The 17254-nt window shown below is 68.9% G+C and carries 17 protein-coding genes and 1 pseudogene; 4 read left to right on the forward strand and 14 right to left on the reverse strand.

Annotation, left to right across the window (positions count from 1 at the left end; translation table 11 throughout):
• A pseudogene (locus JXZ78_RS19320) lies at nucleotides 1-117 on the forward strand (IS5/IS1182 family transposase); the annotation flags it as partial.
• 1076 nt (nucleotides 118-1193) lie between these two features.
• Here JXZ78_RS19320 and JXZ78_RS19325 read toward each other — a convergent pair.
• The 7 genes from JXZ78_RS19325 to JXZ78_RS19355 form a co-directional block, all read right to left on the reverse strand.
• Complete coding sequence (locus JXZ78_RS19325; RefSeq protein WP_078624482.1) at nucleotides 1194-1583, reverse strand: CPCC family cysteine-rich protein; 390 nt, start codon at nucleotides 1581-1583, stop codon at nucleotides 1194-1196.
• Entirely contained in the window at nucleotides 1584-2297 is a 714-nt protein-coding gene (locus JXZ78_RS19330) for a polymorphic toxin-type HINT domain-containing protein (RefSeq protein WP_238783243.1), read from the reverse strand.
• Nucleotides 2297-2614, reverse strand: coding sequence for a hypothetical protein (locus tag JXZ78_RS19335; protein WP_238783234.1), 318 nt, complete (start codon nucleotides 2612-2614; stop codon nucleotides 2297-2299). The genes JXZ78_RS19330 and JXZ78_RS19335 overlap by 1 nt, the downstream gene beginning before the upstream one ends.
• Before the next feature lie 180 nt (nucleotides 2615-2794).
• On the reverse strand, nucleotides 2795-3643 hold the full coding sequence (locus tag JXZ78_RS19340; protein ID WP_157851667.1) for a hypothetical protein: 849 nt from the start codon (nucleotides 3641-3643) through the stop codon (nucleotides 2795-2797).
• Nucleotides 3644-3859: 216 nt separating this feature from the next.
• Nucleotides 3860-4390, reverse strand: a complete 531-nt coding sequence (locus JXZ78_RS19345; protein WP_030022327.1) for a hypothetical protein — start codon at nucleotides 4388-4390, stop codon at nucleotides 3860-3862.
• Nucleotides 4391-5180: 790 nt separating this feature from the next.
• Nucleotides 5181-5369 carry a DUF397 domain-containing protein gene (locus tag JXZ78_RS19350; RefSeq protein WP_033038798.1) on the reverse strand — a complete coding sequence of 63 codons (189 nt, stop codon included), beginning with the start codon at nucleotides 5367-5369 and terminating at the stop codon, nucleotides 5181-5183.
• A 3-nt stretch (nucleotides 5370-5372) separates the two neighbouring features.
• Nucleotides 5373-6254 carry a helix-turn-helix domain-containing protein gene (locus tag JXZ78_RS19355; protein WP_030022330.1) on the reverse strand — a complete coding sequence of 294 codons (882 nt, stop codon included), beginning with the start codon at nucleotides 6252-6254 and terminating at the stop codon, nucleotides 5373-5375.
• A 195-nt stretch (nucleotides 6255-6449) separates the two neighbouring features.
• On the opposite strand from JXZ78_RS19355, the gene JXZ78_RS19360 reads away from it, so the two are divergent.
• On the forward strand, nucleotides 6450-6917 hold the full coding sequence (locus JXZ78_RS19360; protein WP_033038800.1) for an ATP-binding protein: 468 nt from the start codon (nucleotides 6450-6452) through the stop codon (nucleotides 6915-6917).
• Here the strand turns inward: JXZ78_RS19360 and JXZ78_RS19365 are convergent.
• Nucleotides 6859-7536, reverse strand: coding sequence for a dioxygenase family protein (locus JXZ78_RS19365; protein ID WP_030022332.1), 678 nt, complete (start codon nucleotides 7534-7536; stop codon nucleotides 6859-6861). The two genes, JXZ78_RS19360 and JXZ78_RS19365, sit on opposite strands and share 59 nt — an antisense overlap.
• A 250-nt stretch (nucleotides 7537-7786) precedes the next feature.
• On the opposite strand from JXZ78_RS19365, the gene JXZ78_RS19370 reads away from it, so the two are divergent.
• Nucleotides 7787-8356: a DUF3291 domain-containing protein gene (locus JXZ78_RS19370; RefSeq protein WP_030022334.1), complete on the forward strand. Its 570-nt coding sequence runs from the start codon at nucleotides 7787-7789 to the stop codon at nucleotides 8354-8356.
• A 225-nt stretch (nucleotides 8357-8581) separates the two neighbouring features.
• On the opposite strand, the gene JXZ78_RS19375 is transcribed toward JXZ78_RS19370, so the two are convergent.
• Entirely contained in the window at nucleotides 8582-10495 is a 1914-nt protein-coding gene (locus JXZ78_RS19375) for an APC family permease (protein WP_030022335.1), read from the reverse strand.
• 398 nt (nucleotides 10496-10893) lie between these two features.
• On the opposite strand from JXZ78_RS19375, the gene JXZ78_RS19380 reads away from it, so the two are divergent.
• The gene (locus JXZ78_RS19380) at nucleotides 10894-11403 is read left to right on the forward strand and encodes a hypothetical protein (RefSeq protein ID WP_030022337.1); all 510 of its coding nucleotides are present in this window, start codon (nucleotides 10894-10896) and stop codon (nucleotides 11401-11403) included.
• Nucleotides 11404-11537: 134 nt separating this feature from the next.
• Here JXZ78_RS19380 and JXZ78_RS19385 read toward each other — a convergent pair whose 3' ends face one another.
• From JXZ78_RS19385 to JXZ78_RS19405, 5 genes are all read right to left on the reverse strand, one after another.
• A complete protein-coding gene (locus JXZ78_RS19385) occupies nucleotides 11538-11723 on the reverse strand; it encodes a DUF1737 domain-containing protein (protein ID WP_030022338.1) in 186 nt (61 codons plus the stop codon).
• A 32-nt stretch (nucleotides 11724-11755) separates the two neighbouring features.
• Entirely contained in the window at nucleotides 11756-12694 is a 939-nt protein-coding gene (locus tag JXZ78_RS19390; protein ID WP_030022340.1) for an oxidoreductase, read from the reverse strand.
• 111 nt (nucleotides 12695-12805) lie between these two features.
• Nucleotides 12806-13174 (reverse strand): nitrite reductase small subunit NirD, encoded by a 369-nt coding sequence (gene nirD, locus JXZ78_RS19395; protein ID WP_033038803.1) that lies wholly within the window; start codon nucleotides 13172-13174, stop codon nucleotides 12806-12808.
• Nucleotides 13171-15822, reverse strand: a complete 2652-nt coding sequence (gene nirB / locus JXZ78_RS19400) for a nitrite reductase large subunit NirB (RefSeq protein ID WP_030022345.1) — start codon at nucleotides 15820-15822, stop codon at nucleotides 13171-13173. Before nirB ends, nirD begins: the two co-directional genes overlap by 4 nt.
• Before the next feature lie 2 nt (nucleotides 15823-15824).
• Nucleotides 15825-17189, reverse strand: coding sequence for an NAD(P)/FAD-dependent oxidoreductase (locus JXZ78_RS19405; RefSeq protein ID WP_238783235.1), 1365 nt, complete (start codon nucleotides 17187-17189; stop codon nucleotides 15825-15827).
• Between the last annotated feature and the right edge of the window lie 65 nt (nucleotides 17190-17254).

Consider the following 17254-nt stretch of genomic DNA (forward strand, 5'->3'; position numbering starts at 1 on the left):
CACTGGTTCAGCCGCCTGCGCATCCGCTGGGAAACCCGCGACGACATCCACGAAGCATTCCTGAAACTCGCCTGCTCACTCATCTGCTGGCGACGCCTGCGTCCCACATTGCGTTAGGAGCTCTAAGGCCTACGACGCGCGGTACTTCACTCTGCGGTCCACCGTCGCGATGCGCGCGGACCGCCTTCTGTAGCTCTCCGGCGATGTGCCACTTGGGCAAGCCGGTGCGGTGACGTTGCCGTCGACTACTGCCATCCTGCCATGCAGCAGCCCCGCCAGGACGCGGTCTACCCCTCGGCCCCGCGCTCCAGCGGAATGAGATCCGACCACAAAGGGGCAAGCCCAAAGTTACTCATATATTTTTCGAGAGTCGTATGAGATGCCAGAGTTACCGAGCTTCCCTCTTCCCAAACCGTATCGCACTCTTCGCGTACTACGAACATGTCAGTCCGTCCGCGAACTCGGCATCTGACTACCCAACCCTGGTCGCACCTGGGGCACCAATCCATTTGAGGCAACTTTCGCTAGTACGGATAAGCCGATATGAGTTTATTGGTTCCTGGAGAGACAGTGATTCGCGGCGTCTTCTTCGACGGGTCGGGGCTCGCGTGCGCCATCACGTGATCAAGTCGGTGCCCATGCTTCGAACCTGGCCCATATGTGAGACCGGCAGGAGACTTCTAGCGATCACCGCCCAGATTCTTGAACGCGGTCGGACAAGTTGCGTTATGGACGACAGTCCGATGCCCGTCCCCGCTCTGGAGGAGGCGGCAGTTCGGTGGCGAGGCCTGGGGCATGGCCGGCGGATGCAGGGGGCGTGGCGAACGTGCGCGCAGGTCAGGGTAATTGTCAGACCCTCGATGCACCATGCGGTACAAAGCCTTCGTCACCCGCCCGTCCGCTCGTCGGTTGTCTGAAGGAGAAAGTCGTGATCACCGTGTCCGGCAGGCTCCAGGTCGCGCCCGACTGGCTCGGCCATGGCGCCGTCACACACGACGACCCGCACAGCGGCGGCAACGACCCGCCGCTGTGCGGAGCCATCGTCCGCCGATGTTGCCGTCAACTACTGCCGTCATCCCATGCAGAAGCCCCGTCAGGGCACACCTGGCGGGGCTTCATATTTGCTACCTCAACCCTTCAAGGGGAAGGCTGGAAAGCTGTGGTGTCGCCCCTCGGATTCGGATCCAAGGCCATCACGCTTCCGGATCGACACCCCCACGGGGCCGCCTCCAAAAGGACGGCCTCCACCAGTAGAGCCGCGTGCGATCCTCCGGCCATTCCGTTTCCATCGCTCCATCCGGCTCAAAGTCATCGACCTCAGGGGTGACAACCCGAAATTCAATTTCCAGCGGCCAGGATTCGTTCGCAAAACGAACCTTTGGAACGAACTTGGGATCAGCGACTCCGGCTTCCCGATAAAGCCGCTGAGCCTCGATGAGGGAACAACGGTTGGCACCGCTGACGTTGGGCCAGCGCAGCTGAACCAGGTCGTCCTCCCAGCCGCAAACGGGGCAGATCTGGAAGGAGCCAGGCGGGGCTTCGTGGACGAGGCGCCCACAGCAGGGGCAGGGATAGAAGCTCATTTATGGAACCTTGACTCCAGGCTGCCGCCTGAAATAATCTAGACCGCCTTCGGGCTTGAAGTACGTAATAATGCCTCTCGGTCCAGCAGACCCAAATTCTCCCGACTCTGGGTCGAAGAATCGATAAACCTCGCCGTCCTTCTTCATGAGAACTCCAGGTCTGTGACCATCGCACATACACATGAGGTCCTGTGCTGCATAATTGTACTCAGCCAGGGTGTCGAATCCCATTTCCTCGCCATACCTCCTGAAGTGCTCATCGAGGTTGTTGGCGTCGCTCCATTTATCCCCGAAACAGTTGTTGTTGTGAACGAGGACCGGAGTCTTACCCGCCAGCACATAGTACGTGTGGATGCCCGCCACGGAGAGGTTGAAGACCCTGCGTGCCTCTGTCCAGGTGCGGGTGCCGACGACTTGGAGCAGCTCACCGTTGGAAGTGCGGAGCTGTTCGCCCGCCTTGAGGTTCTTGGCGTCCACCCACTGGCTACGGTTGGCGACCCAGAATGGGTGGCCGTCGGTCGCCTTGAGTGTTCCGGTGGCGTTTCCGGCTGCACCATCGGTGTCGATGGTGACCTCTACAAGGTTCTTCTTTCCCTCGCCGACGATCACATCGGTGACCGCTCGTGCTTCGGTTCGGCCGGATGCCGGGTCAGTGGCCAAAACCTGTTGGCCGACCCGAACGTCCTTGATCTGCTCACGTGAACCGTCGGCCATCAGCACCGGAGTTTCCGGCGTGAAGCTGTTTTTCTTCCCTTCCGTGGGGCAAGGCGTCTTGCGGAGCTTTTCGAGTACCTTGTCGGCTTGGCGATCAGCTTCTTCGCCTTGTCGGACTTCTCGATAAACGCGCCAATGCCCGTGACCGTCCGGTAGATGGCCTTGGCGATCGCCGGGGCTTCCTTGATGGCCTGGAAGGCCCTGCCCCAAGGGAGCGCACCGATGAGAGTCCAGACGCACGCCTCGATGTCTCCCTTGGTGAAGCATGCCTTGACGTCGTCAAGGCCGACCCGCCCGGCATAGTCCGAGGTTTCCACCCAGCCATGCTGGCGGGCCTGGGTGAAAAGGGCATCGGGGCCGTCACTGCACCACTGTCATTCAGGACTCCAAGCTGCATGTGCTGTTCGGCGGCGGAATCCGGCTGCGGCTGCCGCTGACCGGCGCCCACCACGACGACTTCGCGGAGCATTTCTGGCCCCCGTCTGTTCAAGTCGCTTTTATGTGGAAATTAGCTCCCGAAGCTCACTGATGGTCTTGTTGCTCAGTATTTCAGGGTGGCGATCTGCGAGGTGTTGGATGCCCTGGCGCGCGAAGTCGCGCACTGCATCGAAATACTCGCTGCGGAGACAGCTTGCCGTACCCGCATGAGGGTCGGTGAACACGACATTGTCCCCTTGCTGTGTAACGTAGATCACGCGCGCGTTTTCGGTAAAGTCGACCTCGCCGGCCCCATTGTGGTCGAGGTCTTTCAGCGAGTAGGCGACCGTGAACATGATGTCGATCAACGGAACGCGCGCAGCAGAAAGGAACTCCACGCCGTCTACCCTGAGGTTCACTGGATACACGAAGAAACCATACCGGAGGTTCATGGAGCTTTCAGTAGTGAGGTCAATCGTGCCGGGGCGCGCGGCTGGACTGGGGAAGTCGGACTGTTCGTCTGGCGAGAAAGTCAGCAGGATCATGCGTTTTCCTCGTATTCCTTGACTGCTGCGGAGGCGAGAGATGATGGCGATCCGCTTATGGAAGTCATACTCGTACACCGTGCCTTCCATCCCTCCGGTGTTTGGGGAGGCCCTGCCGTTGTCGTTAACCTCCTGAAGGCGCTTCTTCAGCTCCTCACCCTTGACGAACTTCCCAGAGAATACACCCTTGTTGAGCGGGTCCTTCAAGTATTCCACTGCGCCTTCGCGGTGTGTTTCCTGTACGTGTTTCCAACCGTCCCAGTCAGGTCGCGACCATTTGACGACCCTTCGGACCTCGGTCCGGGCGCGGGTGCCGACGACCTCGGGCAGGTCACCGTCGGAGGTGCGGAGTTGGTCGCCCGTCTTGAGGTCCTTGGCGTCCACCCGCTGGCTGCGGTTGGCGACCCAGAACGGGTTGCCGTCGGTGGCCTTGATTGTTCCGGTGGCGTTGCCGGCTGCACCATCGGTGTCGATGGTGACTTCTACCAGGTGCTTCTTCGCTTTGTCGGACTTCTCGATAAACGCGCCAATGCCCGTGACCGTCCGGTAGATGGCCTTGGCGATCGCCGGGGCTTCCTTGATGGCCTGGAAGGCCCTGCCTCAAGGGAGCGCGCCGATGAGAGTCCAGACGCACGCCTCGATGTCCACCTTGGTGAAGCACGCCTTGACGTTGTCAAGACCGAGAAGAGAGACCAGGATTTCGGCGCCGTGTTCCTTGAGGAAGCCGAGGAACCCCTTGTCGTCGAGTTCGCGGGCTGCCGCGAGCATTTCGGGCGTGATGCCGGCGGCCTTGAGAGCTGCTTCCTCGCCTGCGCTGAGCTTCGGCGCGTCGCCCTTGCCGCTCTCCTCCTTCAGCGACTCCTCGCGCCGCTTCCGCTCCTGCTCCCGCTCGTAGGCCTCCGCCTTCTCGGCGGATTCCTTCGCCTCCTGGGCATACTGGTTGGCGTTCTTCGCGAAAGCTTCGGCCGATTTGGCGTGCTGTTCGGCGGAGTCGGCGAGCTTGCCGACAGCTGCGGCTTTCGGTTCGCGCCCTTGTCGGCATCGCGGGCGACCGCCATCGTTTGCTGCTCCTCGCTCATTCTCCTGAAGCGCCGCGGAAGACGGCGCACTTCGGCCCCCTGACGACGACATTCCGTGCGCCCACTTGCTCGGCGCGCGTTGCCGTGTTGCTGGATCCGCGATGTTCTTGATGCGGTCCGGAACATTTGGTGACCATGGGTGGCCGCTGTGCTGCTCGCGGGCCGCGACGGTTGCCGGCCATTTTCCGCCGTCGCGGCGGTGATCGGTAGCTCAAGGCGTCGCGAAGCATCAGCAGGGCGGTTGGGCTGCCGAGCGGATGAGACCCCAAAGCCCCTCACCGGCGGCTTTACCAGGGGGTACCCCGCGCGGTTGCAAGGCTGCCGTGGCCCGTGCCCTTCTGGTCATCCTCGAACGGCGAGAGAGACAACAAGGGTCCGTCTGAGGGCCCAGCCCAGTTTTGAGCGGCATCCCACCTGGGAGCCGCTCAGCTTGCTCGTGTCTGATGCAGTGCCACCTCAAGACGATATTCGCGCCGCAGGCTCTCCACCAGCTTCCTCCGGGCGGATTTCACCACGCCGCGCGCCCACCAGAATTCCTCAGAGATTCTTGGGAACGCATCTGTAATCAGGAGTTCACGGAACCTTGAGTCTGCTGATTCCACTTCTGTGCGAAGCGGCGCAAGCTCGGGAAAGCTTTGCAGTTCCACAGAACCCAGAGCTCGTGCCAGCGAATCCCTCGATGTCAGATCATTGAAATAGACCTCGGCGTCACCGCAATAGCGCCCTTCGGGCCGCCCATTCGCGGGCCCGGGGGCTGGCCGGGGAGGAGCCACCAGGCCGGTTGGGCAGCCCTACCGCGATCGTCGTTCGGCCCCGCGACGTTCAAGAGCCGTCAGAACGACCTAGTGCTCGAACCAGCCGCTGCGCACGGCGGTCCGGAAGGAGATCCAAGCGATGGGGGAGAGCTGGAGTATGGGGCCGGTGGGGTTCTTGGAGTCGCGTATGGCGATGAGGTGGGGGTGGTTGGTGGCTACTTCGACGCACTCGCGGTCGGCGCTGCTGTAGGTGGACTTGCGGAACTCCGGTGACACCGTTCACATCTCCTTGTGCAGAGTGTCGATGAATGCTTGCGAGTCGGCAGGCGAGAGTGCACTCGCAACCAGGCGTTGGAAGAGCCTGTCATGCTGGGCCGCTCCGTCGCCGCCTTCGATCCACAGTTGTCCCATGGCTGTCTCGGTGTAAACAACATCCATGGCGCCGGGCTCCGCAAACGAGATGATGTTGAAGGTGCCGCCCATACCGGCGTGCTGCCCTGCGGCGAAAGGCAGCACTTGTACCTTGACGTTCTGCTGTTGAGACGCCTTGACCAAGTGTTTGAGCTGTTCGCGCATGACATCTTCGCCGCCGACCAGGTGGCGGAGCGCTGCCTCGTGAATCACGGCCCGGAGGAACAGTGGTGCTTGCCCGACAAGACGCTGCTGCCGCGCCAGACGCGTGTCGACCACCCGCTGCCCACCGTCGGCATGCTCCCGTGATGAGTTGCCCAAGGCCAAGGCACGCACGTAGTCCGGTGTCTGGAGGAGGCCTGGCACGAAGGAGAGCTGCCATGTTCGGATGACGGTCGCAGCGTTCTCCAGGGTGACGTACTCGCGCATGTCACCCAGGTCGGGGAAGTCATTCCACCACCCCTTCGCCTTACGCCGCTCCCGGTCCACGCGAGCCAGTTCCAGCAGCCCGCCCACCGCTGCCGGGTCGCTCACCTCGTACAGCTCGCACAGGATGCGGATGTCCGGGTCGCGCATCGGGACCCAGCCGCTCTCCATCCTGGCGATCTTGCCGGTTGACGCGCTGATGACCTTGGCCGCCTGGCCTTGTGTCAGGCCGGCTGCGAGGCGGTGCCTGGTGAGTTCGCCGCCGAGGCGGCGGCCCAGCACGGTCGACGTGCGGTTGCCTTGTGGTGTCTGGCTGCGTTCCATGTCGCTCACTTTCGCTCGTGGGGGAGCGGTCTGGGCACGAGATCGCGACCTGGCAACTCTCACGGGTGAAAATTGCACCGCTCGATTGTGGTCGACGTCGTGGCGCCCCTACCGTCCCTAACGAACGAACTGCCCGCGCGGCCGCATCAGTTGGCGCAAGGGTGCGCGCTGCTCGTAACCCGGAGGTGGCCGTCGATGATCTCTCCGCATGACCCCACAGAAACCGTCCTCCACGAGGACCTGCTCGACTACTCGCCGTTCCCCAAGAGTGTGCGGCTCGCGCGGTACCGGATGGCCCGGCTGTTGTGGGAGTGGGGGTACGGGCATCTCGTGGACGACGCCGAGTTGCTGGTGGCCGAGCTGCTGACGAACGCGATCACGCATGGCCGGGTGCCCGGGCGGCTCGTGCGGGTGCACCTGACGGTGGGGAAGGAGGTGTTGCGGCTGGCGGTCACTGACGCGCGTGGGGAAGTGTGGCCGCATGTGCGGGAGGCGGAGAGTGACAGGGCCGGTGGGCTTGGGCTGGTGCTCGTGCAGGAGGTGGCCGTGCGGTGGGGTGTACGGGAGCGGGAGATCGGCAAGACCGTGTGGTGCGAGTTGGATGTCAGGCGGGAGCGACCATCGGTGAGGGGCCGCCGAGGACGATGTTCCAGTGGTAGGTGAGGGACGGCGGGCGGCCCGGGGGTAGGGGGAGCGGGGTGTAGGTGGCGATCAGGCGGTGGCGGGCTGCGGCGTTCGGGGCCGTGTGAAGGACCGAGTCGTGGGCCAGGAGCGGGTCGCCCTCGAAGTACATCTGGGTGACCAGGCGTTGTGTGAACGCGCGGCCGAAGACGGAGAAGTGCAGGTGGGCGGCGCGCCAGGCGTGGTCGGGGGTGCCGAGCGGGTACGGGCCCGGCTTGATCGTGGTGAAGGCGTAGCGGCCCTCGGCGTCGGTCAGGGTGCGGCCCGTACCGGTGAAGTGCGGGTCCAGTGGGGCGTCGTGCCGGTCGCCCTGGTGCGCGTACCGGCCGGCGGCGTTGGCCTGCCAGAGTTCGAGGAGCTGGTGGGGGACCGGGTGGCCCTGGTGGTCCAGGAGGCGGCCGGTGACGGTGATGCGTTCGCCGATGGGGGTGCCCGCGCCCGGGTGGTGGCGGGTGAGGTCGCTGTCCAGGGGCGTTACGTCGGCCTGGCCGAAGACGGGTCCGTACAGCTCGGCGCTTTCCGGGTCGGTGGGGAGGAGGAACGGCGGCCGGGTGGGCCGGCGTAAGGGGAAGCCCCGGTACGGGGTGGGTGAGGTCGGCATGGGGTCGTTGTCGCACCTGGCGGAGGGAGGGGCAAGGCTGCGAACCAGGTGATCTGTTCGGAGGGGCACGAGAGGCACAAGGGGCGTCGCATCCGCTACCCCGAATCCCGTAACGGCCTGTACAAGAGGGCACTTGGGCTGCGAAAACACAACTTCGACAGGGCCCGCGGAGGCAGCTACCTTCACCTGGTCCTCGGCGGTCGCCCACGGTCGCGACCACATCAGGCACCTTCCAACCAGGGAGAGAAGCATGCCCCGTCTTGCTCTGTACACCTTCGGCGTCCTGAAGTCGGCCCTCGCCGACCCCGGGCCGCTCACGCGCGAGTTCTACGACACCGGTGAGGTCGTCTACCGGGAAATGAGTCAGCACCCCGGATACCTCGGGCACGCTGAAGCGGCAGACGCCGGCCGGGGATCGCACTTCGGGGCGGACTGGGGCGCATGGGGAGAGTTCGCCGTACCGAACTGGTACGACAAGGGCCGTACGGCGGAAACCACCGCCCTGGCCACGACCCTCTCGCTGTGGACCGACCTGCGCCCTGCCTTCGACGCCATCTATACCGGCGTGCACCGTGAGGCGCTGAACAGGCGTTACGACTGGTTCGAGCGGTCCCGGCACCCGGGTCACGTGTTCTGGTGGGTCTCCGACGACGTGATACCCACCTGGCAGGCCGGGGTCTCCCGGCTGGAGCACCTCCACGACCACGGCTCCGCGCCGCACGCCTTCACCTTCCACCACGCGTTCGCCCCGGACGGAACTCCTGCCGAGGTCACGGGCGGTGCGTCTGGCGGCGGGTTCGCCAGGCCGTCCGCACACTGACGGCCGCGCTGCATATCAGGATGCTGCCGAGGACGATGTTCCACGTGTCGCCGAGCCAGATCCCGAGGGCCGTCACGGCGAGCGCGCAGAGGAGGGCGAGGGTGGAGAGTATCCGTGCGAGAAGCATGCGTGAGGGGTTCGGGTAGGGGTGGTCGGTGGCGCTCCACCGGGGGCCTTTCCTTGCGACCCTAACAGCGGGGCCCCGCTCCCCGCCGCCCCGGAGGGTCACGCCGACAGCCGGAACCGCAGCCTGCAGATCGTTGCGTCCGTCGTGCGGCGCACCGCGTGGGCGACGACCGCGCCGCGCTGGTTCTGGAGGAGGCGTTGCCAGAGGTGGGCCGGTTCGACTTCGGGGATCAGGACGGTCACGCGGGTGTGGGGGTGCCGGCCGGCGAGTTCGCGTACGTATGCGGCGATCGGGCGGCCTACGGTGCGCGTGGCGGAGGGGAGTTCGAGGAGGTCGACGCCGGGGTTCCACAGTTCCCAGTCGCGGCGCAGGGACTCCGCCGTACGCCGGTCCTCGGGCGCGGCGTACGTGACGGTGACGGCCACCACCTCGTCGCCGAGCGAGACCGCGGCGTTCAGCGCCTCGCAGGTGAGCCTGGACAGGTGGGAGACGGGGACGACGACGAGGGAGCGGTCGCGGTGCGGGGGTTCGGGGATGCGGCCGAGGTGCAGGCGGTCCGCGATCCTGCCGTACGCCCGGTGGACGGCCTCGAAGGTGAGGACGAGCAGCGGCAGCGCGACGACGATGAGCCAGGCGCCCTCGGTGAACTTCGTGGCGGTGACGACGGCGGCCGAGACGCCGGTCAGCAGCGCGCCGAAGCCGTTGAGCACGGCCTTGCCGCGCCAGCCGGGGGAACGTTCCTGCCGCCAGTGGCGGACCATGCCGACCTGGCAGATGGTGAAGCCGACGAAGACGCCGATGGCGAAGAGCGGGACGAGGGTGTTCACGTCGCCGCCGGAGAAGCCGAGGAGCAGTGCGGCGACGGCGGCCAGCGCGAGGACGCCGTGCCGGTGCACCTGCCGGTCGGCCTTGAGGCCGAAGACGTGCGGCAGGTAGTTGTCGCGGGCCAGCAGGCCCATCAGGACCGGCAGCCCGCCGAAGCTGGTGTTGGCGGCGAGGGCGAGCAGCACCATCGTCGCGAACTGCACGACATAGAAAGCCCAGTTGTGGCCGAGCGACGCGTCCGCGAGCTGCGCGAGGACGGTGACGCCTTCGACCGGCTGGAGGTGGAAGCGCCCGATGAGCACCGAGAGGCCGATCAGCATCACGCCGAGCAGGGCGCCCAGGGCGACCTCGGTGCGCTGCGCGCGCTTGGCGGCGGGCGCGCGGAAGGACGGTACGGCGTTGGCGACCGCCTCGACGCCGGTCAGGGCCGAACACCCGGCGGCGAACGCCTTGAGCAGGAGCAGCGCGCCGACCGAGGTCGCGTTGTCCGCCAGGACGGAGGCGTGGCCGGCGGCGGACGCCGTGGAGGCGGGCGCGTCCCGGAACAGGCCGGCCACGACGACGGTGAGGATCGACCCCACGAAGACGGCGGTGGGCAGGATGAAAGCTTTCGCCGAGTCGACGATGCCGCGCAGGTTCACCGCGGTCACCAGCACGAGCACGCCCAGGCACAGCCAGAGCCGCTGGCCGTGGAGGGCGGGAAAGGCGGAGGTGAGCGCGGCGACGCCGGCCGTCACCGACACGGCGACGTTCAGCACGTAGTCGAGGAGGAGCGAGGCCGCGGCGGCCAGGGCCGTACGGCGCCCGAGGTGCGCCTTGGCGACGGCGTACGAACCGCCGCCGTTCGGGAAGGCCGCGATCACCTGCCGGTACGAGGCGACGAGGACGGCGAGCAGGGCGGCGATGCAGAGGGTCACCGGGAGGGTGAAGCCAAGACCGTACGCCCCGGCGGCGGCCAGGATCAGGACGATGGACTCGGGCCCGTACGCGACGGAGGCCATCGCGTCGAGGGAGAGGGCGGCGAGGCCCTGGACGGAGGTCAGACGGTGCCGGGCGTCCGGGTCGGGGGCGGGAGCGGGGGAGGGGGCGGAAGCGGGGCCGGAACCGGCACCGGAAAGGGACCGGCCGGTCACCCGGCCTGTGGTTCGGTCCGCGGGCCGGCCCACGGGTTTCCACACCATCGACATCGTTCGCCGTACCTCCGTGCGCTGCGGGAAGAGAACCCCGGTGACGGGGCCAGCCCAGCGTGAGTGCCGGTTCGTACGGGCGCGCCGGTTCTTGGCGTGGCTTTGGCGGGTGATCCGGCCTTCTTCACGCCTTCTTGATGCCCGGCGGGGGTGTACTGACGCGGGTGGGTGGCCGGGGCACCGGGTGGTACGGACATCGGGTGGCACGGGCACCGGTGCGCGTACGGCGGGGGCCGCGTTGTCAGCGGTGCGTCAAGCAGCCGCGACGCGCCGTCAGTGTCGCGTCAATGTCCCGGCGGCGTGCGCGCCACGGGCCTACCGTCACGGCCATGGAACGGAGAGGCGGTGTGACGCGCGATGGACGGCATACGCGAAGGAGGTACGCCCTTCCACCCCCGGTGCACGGCCCGGCGGCGTACCGCGACCGCCGGTGGACGGCCGAACTGCGCACGACGGCCTGCGGCACGGCCGGCGTCCTCGGCCTCATGCTCGGCGTCGACCTCGCCTGCCGCACCCTCGACCCGCTGCGCGCCGCCTGCTGGACGGGCCTCGCGGTGGTGCTCTTCGCGGCGCTCTTCCCGGCACGGGTGACGGCCGGCGCGGGATGGCTCGTCGTACGGGGGCTGCTGTGCGAGCGCCGGGTCCGTACCGACCTGCTGGTCCTCGTCCACCGCAGTGACGGGATGGCGCCCCGGCTGGTGCTGCGTGACGCGGTGGGCGGCCGCGTCGAACTGGACCCCAAGGTCCTCACCGCCGACCCGGCCCTGTGGCACCTCCTCGACACCGGCGCCCGGCTGTCGCGGGAGCGCGGGCTGCTCCGGTCGGGTAGTGAGGTGCTGCGGGTGCTGGGGGAGTGTGTCGACCGGGACGGTGCCCGGAGGATCTTCGAGGCTTCGGGGATGGAGTGACCGGCCGCCCGAGAGCGGATCTTGCCACGGCCGCCGGAACCGCTACGAACACGTCGCCGGAACCGCTACGAACACGTCGCCGAGGCGGCCACGAACACCTCGCCGAGGCCGCCACCGACACGCCGCCGGACCTGCTACGGATGCGCCCGTGACTCCTGCGCCCCGCCCGGCCACAGCAGTGCCTGGGCGACGATGACGCGCTCGCCGTTGAAGGTCACGGCGGGCCCGCCGTGCAGCGTGTAGCCCAGGGCGAGCATCTCGCTCACCCGGTGGCAGAACGCGGCGTCGTCCGGGCCGGTCAGGACGCGGTAGACGGGCATGCCGTCCGGCGGAGTGCTGGAGGAAGAACCGTTCACGAGGCGGCGCCCCCGAAGTCGTAGCGAACGCCCGTCAGCTCCTCCGACGCGTCCCACAGCCGCGCCGACGTCTCGTCGTCGCGTGTCCACGGTGCGCGGGGGGACGGCGCGGTCGCTCCGCGCAGGCCGGTGCGCGGGCCGAGGAAAGCGTCCGGCTTCATGTGCGGGGCGGTGGCGGCGCACAGTGTCGGCAGGGCGCCGGACTCGGCAGGCTGGCCGACGATGCGGTTGGCCAGTGCCACGACGCGCTCCGCGCCCGTACGCCCCTCCATCCGTACGCCGGCGGTCTGCAGGTTGGTGTCGGCGTACCCGGGGTGCGCCGCGACGGCCAGCACCTGCGAACCGGCGCGCGCCAGGCGGCGCGACAGCTCGTGGACGAAGAGCAGGTTGGCGCTCTTGGAACGGCCGTAGGCGATCCAGCGGCGGTAGCCGCGCTCGCTGTTGAGGTCGTCCAGGTCGACATTGCCCAGTACGTGGAAGCCGCTGGAGACGGTGACGACGCGCGCCCCGTGCGTGGCCAGCAGTCTGGGGAGGAGGAGGCCGGTGAGTGCGAAGTGACCGAGGTGGTTGGTCCCGAACTGCATCTCGAAGCCGTCGGCGGTACGGCGGTGCGGGAGCGCCATCACCCCGGCGTTGTTGACGAGGAGATCGAGACGGTCGCCGTCGAAGGTGTCCAGGCCCGCCGCGAAGGCGCGTACGGACGCCAGGTCGGCCAGGTCCAGCTGCCGGAACTCCACCTCCGCCGACGGTACTTCGGAACGCAGCCGGGCGAGAGCGGCATGCCCGCGTGCCTCGTTGCGGCAGGCCAGTACGGTGCGGGCGCCGCGCCGGGCGAGTTCGCGTGCGGTGATGTAACCGATGCCGCTGTTGGCGCCGGTGACGACCGCCGAGCGGCCCGTCTGGTCGGGGATGTGGCTCGTGGTCCAACGGGTCACGCCTGCTGCGCTCCTTCGTCGGTGCGTCGGGAGCACCAGGGTACGCCCGGCCCGTCGGGGATACTCCCAGGCCGGGGCCGGGGCCGGGGCCGGGACGCGTACAGGGGAAAGTTAGCTCCCGATCTCCCGCACCCGGTAGACGGGCACCGACACCGCCGGATCGTCCAGGCAGGCGCCCGTCTCCAGGTCGAAGCGCTGCTTGAGGAGGGGCGAGGCGACGAACGGGCGGCCGCCGGCCGAGCCGGTCAGGCCGCGGGAGAGGACGTACGCGCCGGTGAACGGGTCGCGGTTACCGATGGCGTACGGGCGTCCCGCGCGGTCCAGGAACAGCGCGACCTGCCCGCCGTCGGGGAGCAGGGCGGCGACGCCCCGGCCGGGGACGAGGGCGGAGGGGGCGCAGACCGGGAACCAGGTGCGGTCCGACCGCTGTTCCGCGTGCGGTTCCGAGGGGAGTTCTACTGCGAGTGTCGTGGGGCTCATCGGGCGGCGGTCCCTTCCAGGGTGCGGGCGCGGCTGTCGGAAGCGGTACGGACGGGCAGGGCCGGCCCGGCCAGCAGCACCAGGTCCGGCTTGATCTGGTCCCGTTCCGGGACGAAGCGGACGGCCGGGTCGGGGGCGTCCGGCGCGTTGACGAAGGAGACGAACCGGGCGAGGCGTTCCGGGTCGGCGAGGGTGTCGGCCCACTCGTCGCGGTAGGCCGTCACATGCGCGGCCATCAGGGCCTCCAGCTCGTCGCAGAGGCCGAGCGAGTCGTGCACGACCACGTCGCGTACGTGGCCGAGGCCGCCCTCGATGCGCTCCAGCCAGGCGGAGGTGCGCTCCAGGCGGTCGGCGGTGCGGATGTAGAACATCAGGAAGCGGTCGATGAGCCGGATCAGTTCGGCGTCGGAGAGGTCCTGGGCGAGCAGGTCGGCGTGGCGCGGGTCGGCGCCGCCGTTGCCGCCGACGTAGAGGTTCCAGCCGTTGGAGGTGGCGATGACGCCGAAGTCCTTGCCGCGCGCCTCGGCGCACTCGCGCGCGCAGCCGGAGACGGCCGACTTGAGCTTGTGCGGGGAGCGCAGGCCCCGGTAGCGCAGCTCCAGGTCGATGGCCATCCGGACGGAGTCCTGGACGCCGTAGCGGCACCAGCTCTGTCCGACGCATGACTTCACGGTGCGCAGGGCCTTGCCGTACGCGTGCCCGGACTCGAAACCGGCGTCCACCAGGCGGGCCCAGATGCGCGGGAGCTGGTCGACGCGGGCGCCGAACAGGTCGATGCGCTGGCCGCCGGTGATCTTCGTGTAGAGGCCGAAGTCGCGGGCCACCTCGCCGATGACGATCAGCTTCTCCGGGGTGATCTCGCCGCCGGGGATGCGCGGCACGACCGAGTAGGAGCCGTTGCGCTGGAGGTTGGCGAGGAAGTGGTCGTTGGTGTCCTGGAGGGCGGACTGTTCGCCGTCCAGGACGTGACCGTCGGCGCCGACCGTGGGGGCGAGCGAGGCGATGATCGAGCCCACGGTCGGCTTGCAGGTCTCGCAGCCGTCACCGCCGCGCGCTTCCTCCCGGCCGTGACCGTCCAGCAGCGCGGCGTACGAGGTGAGGCGGCGGGTGCGGACGATCTCGTACAGCTCGGCGCGGGTGTGCGGGAAGCAGCCGCACAGGCCCTGGTCGACGGTCACGCCGCCGGCTGCCAGCTCGTCGTTGACCAGCGTCGTCAGTGCCTTGACGCAGCTGCCGCAGCCGGTGCCCGCCTTGGTGCACTTCTTCACCTCGGGCACGGTGGTGCAGGAGTGCTCGGAGACCGCGGTGCGGATGGTGCCCTTGGTGACGTTGTGGCAGTTGCAGATCACCGCGTCGTCCGGGAGGGCGGCGGGCCCGAGCGCGGCCGGTGCGCCGGTGCCCGCGGGCAGCACGAGCTGTTCCGGGGCGACCGGCGGCACGGAGCCGGTGAGCGGGCGCAGCAGCCCGTACGACTCGGCGTCGCCGACCAGCACACCGCCGAGCAGCGCGCCGTCCGCGCCGACGACCAGCTTCTTGTAGACGCCGGAACGGGAGTCGGCGTACACGACGTCGAGACAGCCCGGGGTGGTGCCGTGCGCGTCCCCGAAGGAGGCCACGTCCACGCCGAGCAACTTGAGCTTGGTGGAGGTGTCGGCGCCGGTGAAGGCGGGCCCGTCCAGGTCGCCGGCGACGGCGGGAGCGCCCTGGCCGGCCGCGATCGCGGCCGCCGCCGTCTCCGCCATCTCGTAACCGGGCGCCACCAGGCCGTACACCCGGCCGTCGGCCGCCAGCGCGCACTCGCCGATCGCGTACACGGCCGGGTCGCTGGTCCGGCACCGCTCGTCCACGCCGATGCCGCCGCGCTCGCCCACCGTCAGCCCGCAGTCACGGGCGAGCTGGTCGCGGGGGCGCACTCCGGCCGAGAAGATCACCAGGTCGGTCTCGACGCGCGAGCCGTCGGACAGCTCCATGGCCCGTACGGCACCGTCCGCACCCGTGACGACCTCCTTGCCGCCAACACCCGTGTGGACGCTCAGGCCCATCTCCTCGACGGTCCGGCGCAGCGCGCTGCCGCCGCCCTCGTCCACCTGGACCGCCATCAGCCGCGGCTGGAACTCCACGATGTGGGTGCGCAGTCCGAGGCCCTTGAGCGCACCGGCCGCCTCCAGGCCGAGCAGGCCGCCGCCGACGACCGTGCCGGTGCGGGAGTTCTTGGCGTACTCCTCGATGGCGAGCAGGTCCTCGACGGTCCGGTAGACGAAGCAGCCGGTGCTGTCCGCGCCGGGCACCGGCGGTACGAACGGGTACGAGCCGGTGGCCAGCACGAGGGTGTCGTACGGGACCACCAGGCCGGAACGGGCGGTCACGGTGCGCGTCGCGCGGTCGATCGCGGTGGCCGGGTCGCCGAGGTGCAGTTCGATGCCGTGCCGGGCCATGAAGCCGGGGTCGGCGAGGGACAGGTCCTCCGGTGTGCGGCCGGAGAAGTACGAGGTGAGCTGGACCCGGTCGTAGGCGGGCCGGGGCTCCTCGCAGAGCACCACGACGCGGGACCGGCGGGTCACCCCACGGTCGGCGAGGGCTTCGAGGAACCGCTGGCCGACCATGCCGTGGCCGATGAGCACGAGGGTGGGAACGGCGGTTGCGGCCATGGTCAGGAGCCTCCGTCGGGGGTGGGAGCGGTCCGGGGACCGCCGCTGGATTCGGGGGTGAGCAGGTGCAGGAGGGGCGCCGCGGGCAGCGGGTCGTCGGCCTCCCAGGTACGGGCGAGGGTGCCGACGGCGCCCAGGTCGCCGAGGAGGATGCCGCCCACGAGGCGGTCACCGCGGACGATGACCTGGCGGTAGGCGCTGCGGGTGGCGTCGGACAGCCGGATCACGTCGTCGCCGGGGGCGGGGGAGGGGGTGCCGAAGGCGGCGAGGTCGAGGGGGGTGGAGGGGGTGGAGGGGGAAGAGAGGGAGGTGGGGCTGGAGTTGGGGCCGGGATTGGTGCTGGTGCCGGGGCCGGTGCCGGGGCCGGGGCCGGTGAGGGTGAGGCGGGTGAGGGCGCGGGTGCCGCGGTAGCGGGCGGCGGCCTCCTCCGAGAGGAGGCGCGCCAGCAGGTCCGCCTGTTCGAGGGCGGCGCCCGCCAGGCCGTACACCACGCCGTCATGCTGTGCACAGTCGCCGATCGCGTGAATACGGGGATCGGCCGTCCGCAGCTCGTCGTCCACCACGATGCCGCGGTCCACCGGCAGCCCGGCGGCCCGCGCGAGTCCGACGCGCGGCCGTACGCCGCAGGCGAGGACGACCACGTCGGCGTCGGGCAGGTAACCGTCTGCGAGTTCCACGCCGCGTACGGAGCCGTCCTCGACGCGCAGCCCGCGCACCCGGCACTTCGTGTGGACTTCGACACCCAGCGCCTCGATGTGCGCCCGCAGCAGGGCCGCGGCACCGGCGTCCAGCTGCCGTTCCATCACATGCTCGCCCTGCTGCGCGAGCAGCACCGGTACACCGCGCTCGGCCAGCGCACGGGCCGCGGACACACCGAGCAGCCCGCCGCCGATCACCACGGCGCGCGCCCCCGGCCGGGCGGCGGCCGCGGCGAGCGCCGTGCAGTCGTCCAGGGTGCGGAAGGGGTGGACGCCGTCGGGCAGCTCGTCGTGCCCGGGAGGGAAGAGGCCGCGCAGCGGCGGCAGCACCGGGTTGGAGCCGGTCGCGAGGACGAGCCGGTCGTACGGTACGGCCTGCCCGTCGTCGCACAGCACCGTACGGGTCGCCCGGTCGATCCGTACCGCCCGCACCCCGCCCAGCCACCGCACGCCGTCGTGCGGGGCGGGCAGCGCGATGACCTCGTGCGCGTACCGGCCGGCCAGCACCTCGGCGAGCAGGACACGGTTGTACGGCGCGTGCGGCTCCTCACCGAGGACGGTGAGCGCCGGGCCGCCGGTGCCGTGGGCGCCGGCCGGGCGGAGGCGCTGCGCGAGCCGGGCGGCCGCCATGCCGCCGCCGATCACCACCACACGCTGTTGCGAGGTCATGTCCGTCAGCGTGCGGTCCCGCTGTTACCCGTCCGCATCTGCGTTGTTACCCGCGGGGAACGCTG

It is taken from the genome of Streptomyces monomycini (genome assembly GCF_022271435.1).
GTDB classification, from domain to species: Bacteria; Actinomycetota; Actinomycetes; order Streptomycetales; family Streptomycetaceae; genus Streptomyces; species Streptomyces monomycini.

Bases quoted from the DNA above. Each gene is read 5' to 3' on its own strand.
- JXZ78_RS19325 (WP_078624482.1), bottom strand. From the start codon at position 1,583: ATGAGCTTCTATCCCTGCCCCTGCTGTGGGCGCCTCGTCCACGAAGCC.
- JXZ78_RS19330 (WP_238783243.1), bottom strand. From the start codon at position 2,297: ATGGCCGACGGTTCACGTGAGCAGATCAAGGACGTTCGGGTCGGCCAA.
- JXZ78_RS19345 (WP_030022327.1), bottom strand. From the start codon at position 4,390: ATGTCGTCGTCAGGGGGCCGAAGTGCGCCGTCTTCCGCGGCGCTTCAG.
- JXZ78_RS19355 (WP_030022330.1), bottom strand. From the start codon at position 6,254: ATGGAACGCAGCCAGACACCACAAGGCAACCGCACGTCGACCGTGCTG.
- JXZ78_RS19360 (WP_033038800.1), top strand. From the start codon at position 6,450: ATGATCTCTCCGCATGACCCCACAGAAACCGTCCTCCACGAGGACCTG.
- JXZ78_RS19365 (WP_030022332.1), bottom strand. From the start codon at position 7,536: ATGCCGACCTCACCCACCCCGTACCGGGGCTTCCCCTTACGCCGGCCC.
- JXZ78_RS19370 (WP_030022334.1), top strand. From the start codon at position 7,787: ATGCCCCGTCTTGCTCTGTACACCTTCGGCGTCCTGAAGTCGGCCCTC.
- JXZ78_RS19375 (WP_030022335.1), bottom strand. From the start codon at position 10,495: ATGTCGATGGTGTGGAAACCCGTGGGCCGGCCCGCGGACCGAACCACA.
- JXZ78_RS19385 (WP_030022338.1), bottom strand. From the start codon at position 11,723: ATGCCCGTCTACCGCGTCCTGACCGGCCCGGACGACGCCGCGTTCTGC.
- nirD (WP_033038803.1), bottom strand. From the start codon at position 13,174: ATGAGCCCCACGACACTCGCAGTAGAACTCCCCTCGGAACCGCACGCG.
- nirB (WP_030022345.1), bottom strand. From the start codon at position 15,822: ATGGCCGCAACCGCCGTTCCCACCCTCGTGCTCATCGGCCACGGCATG.
- JXZ78_RS19405 (WP_238783235.1), bottom strand. From the start codon at position 17,189: ATGACCTCGCAACAGCGTGTGGTGGTGATCGGCGGCGGCATGGCGGCC.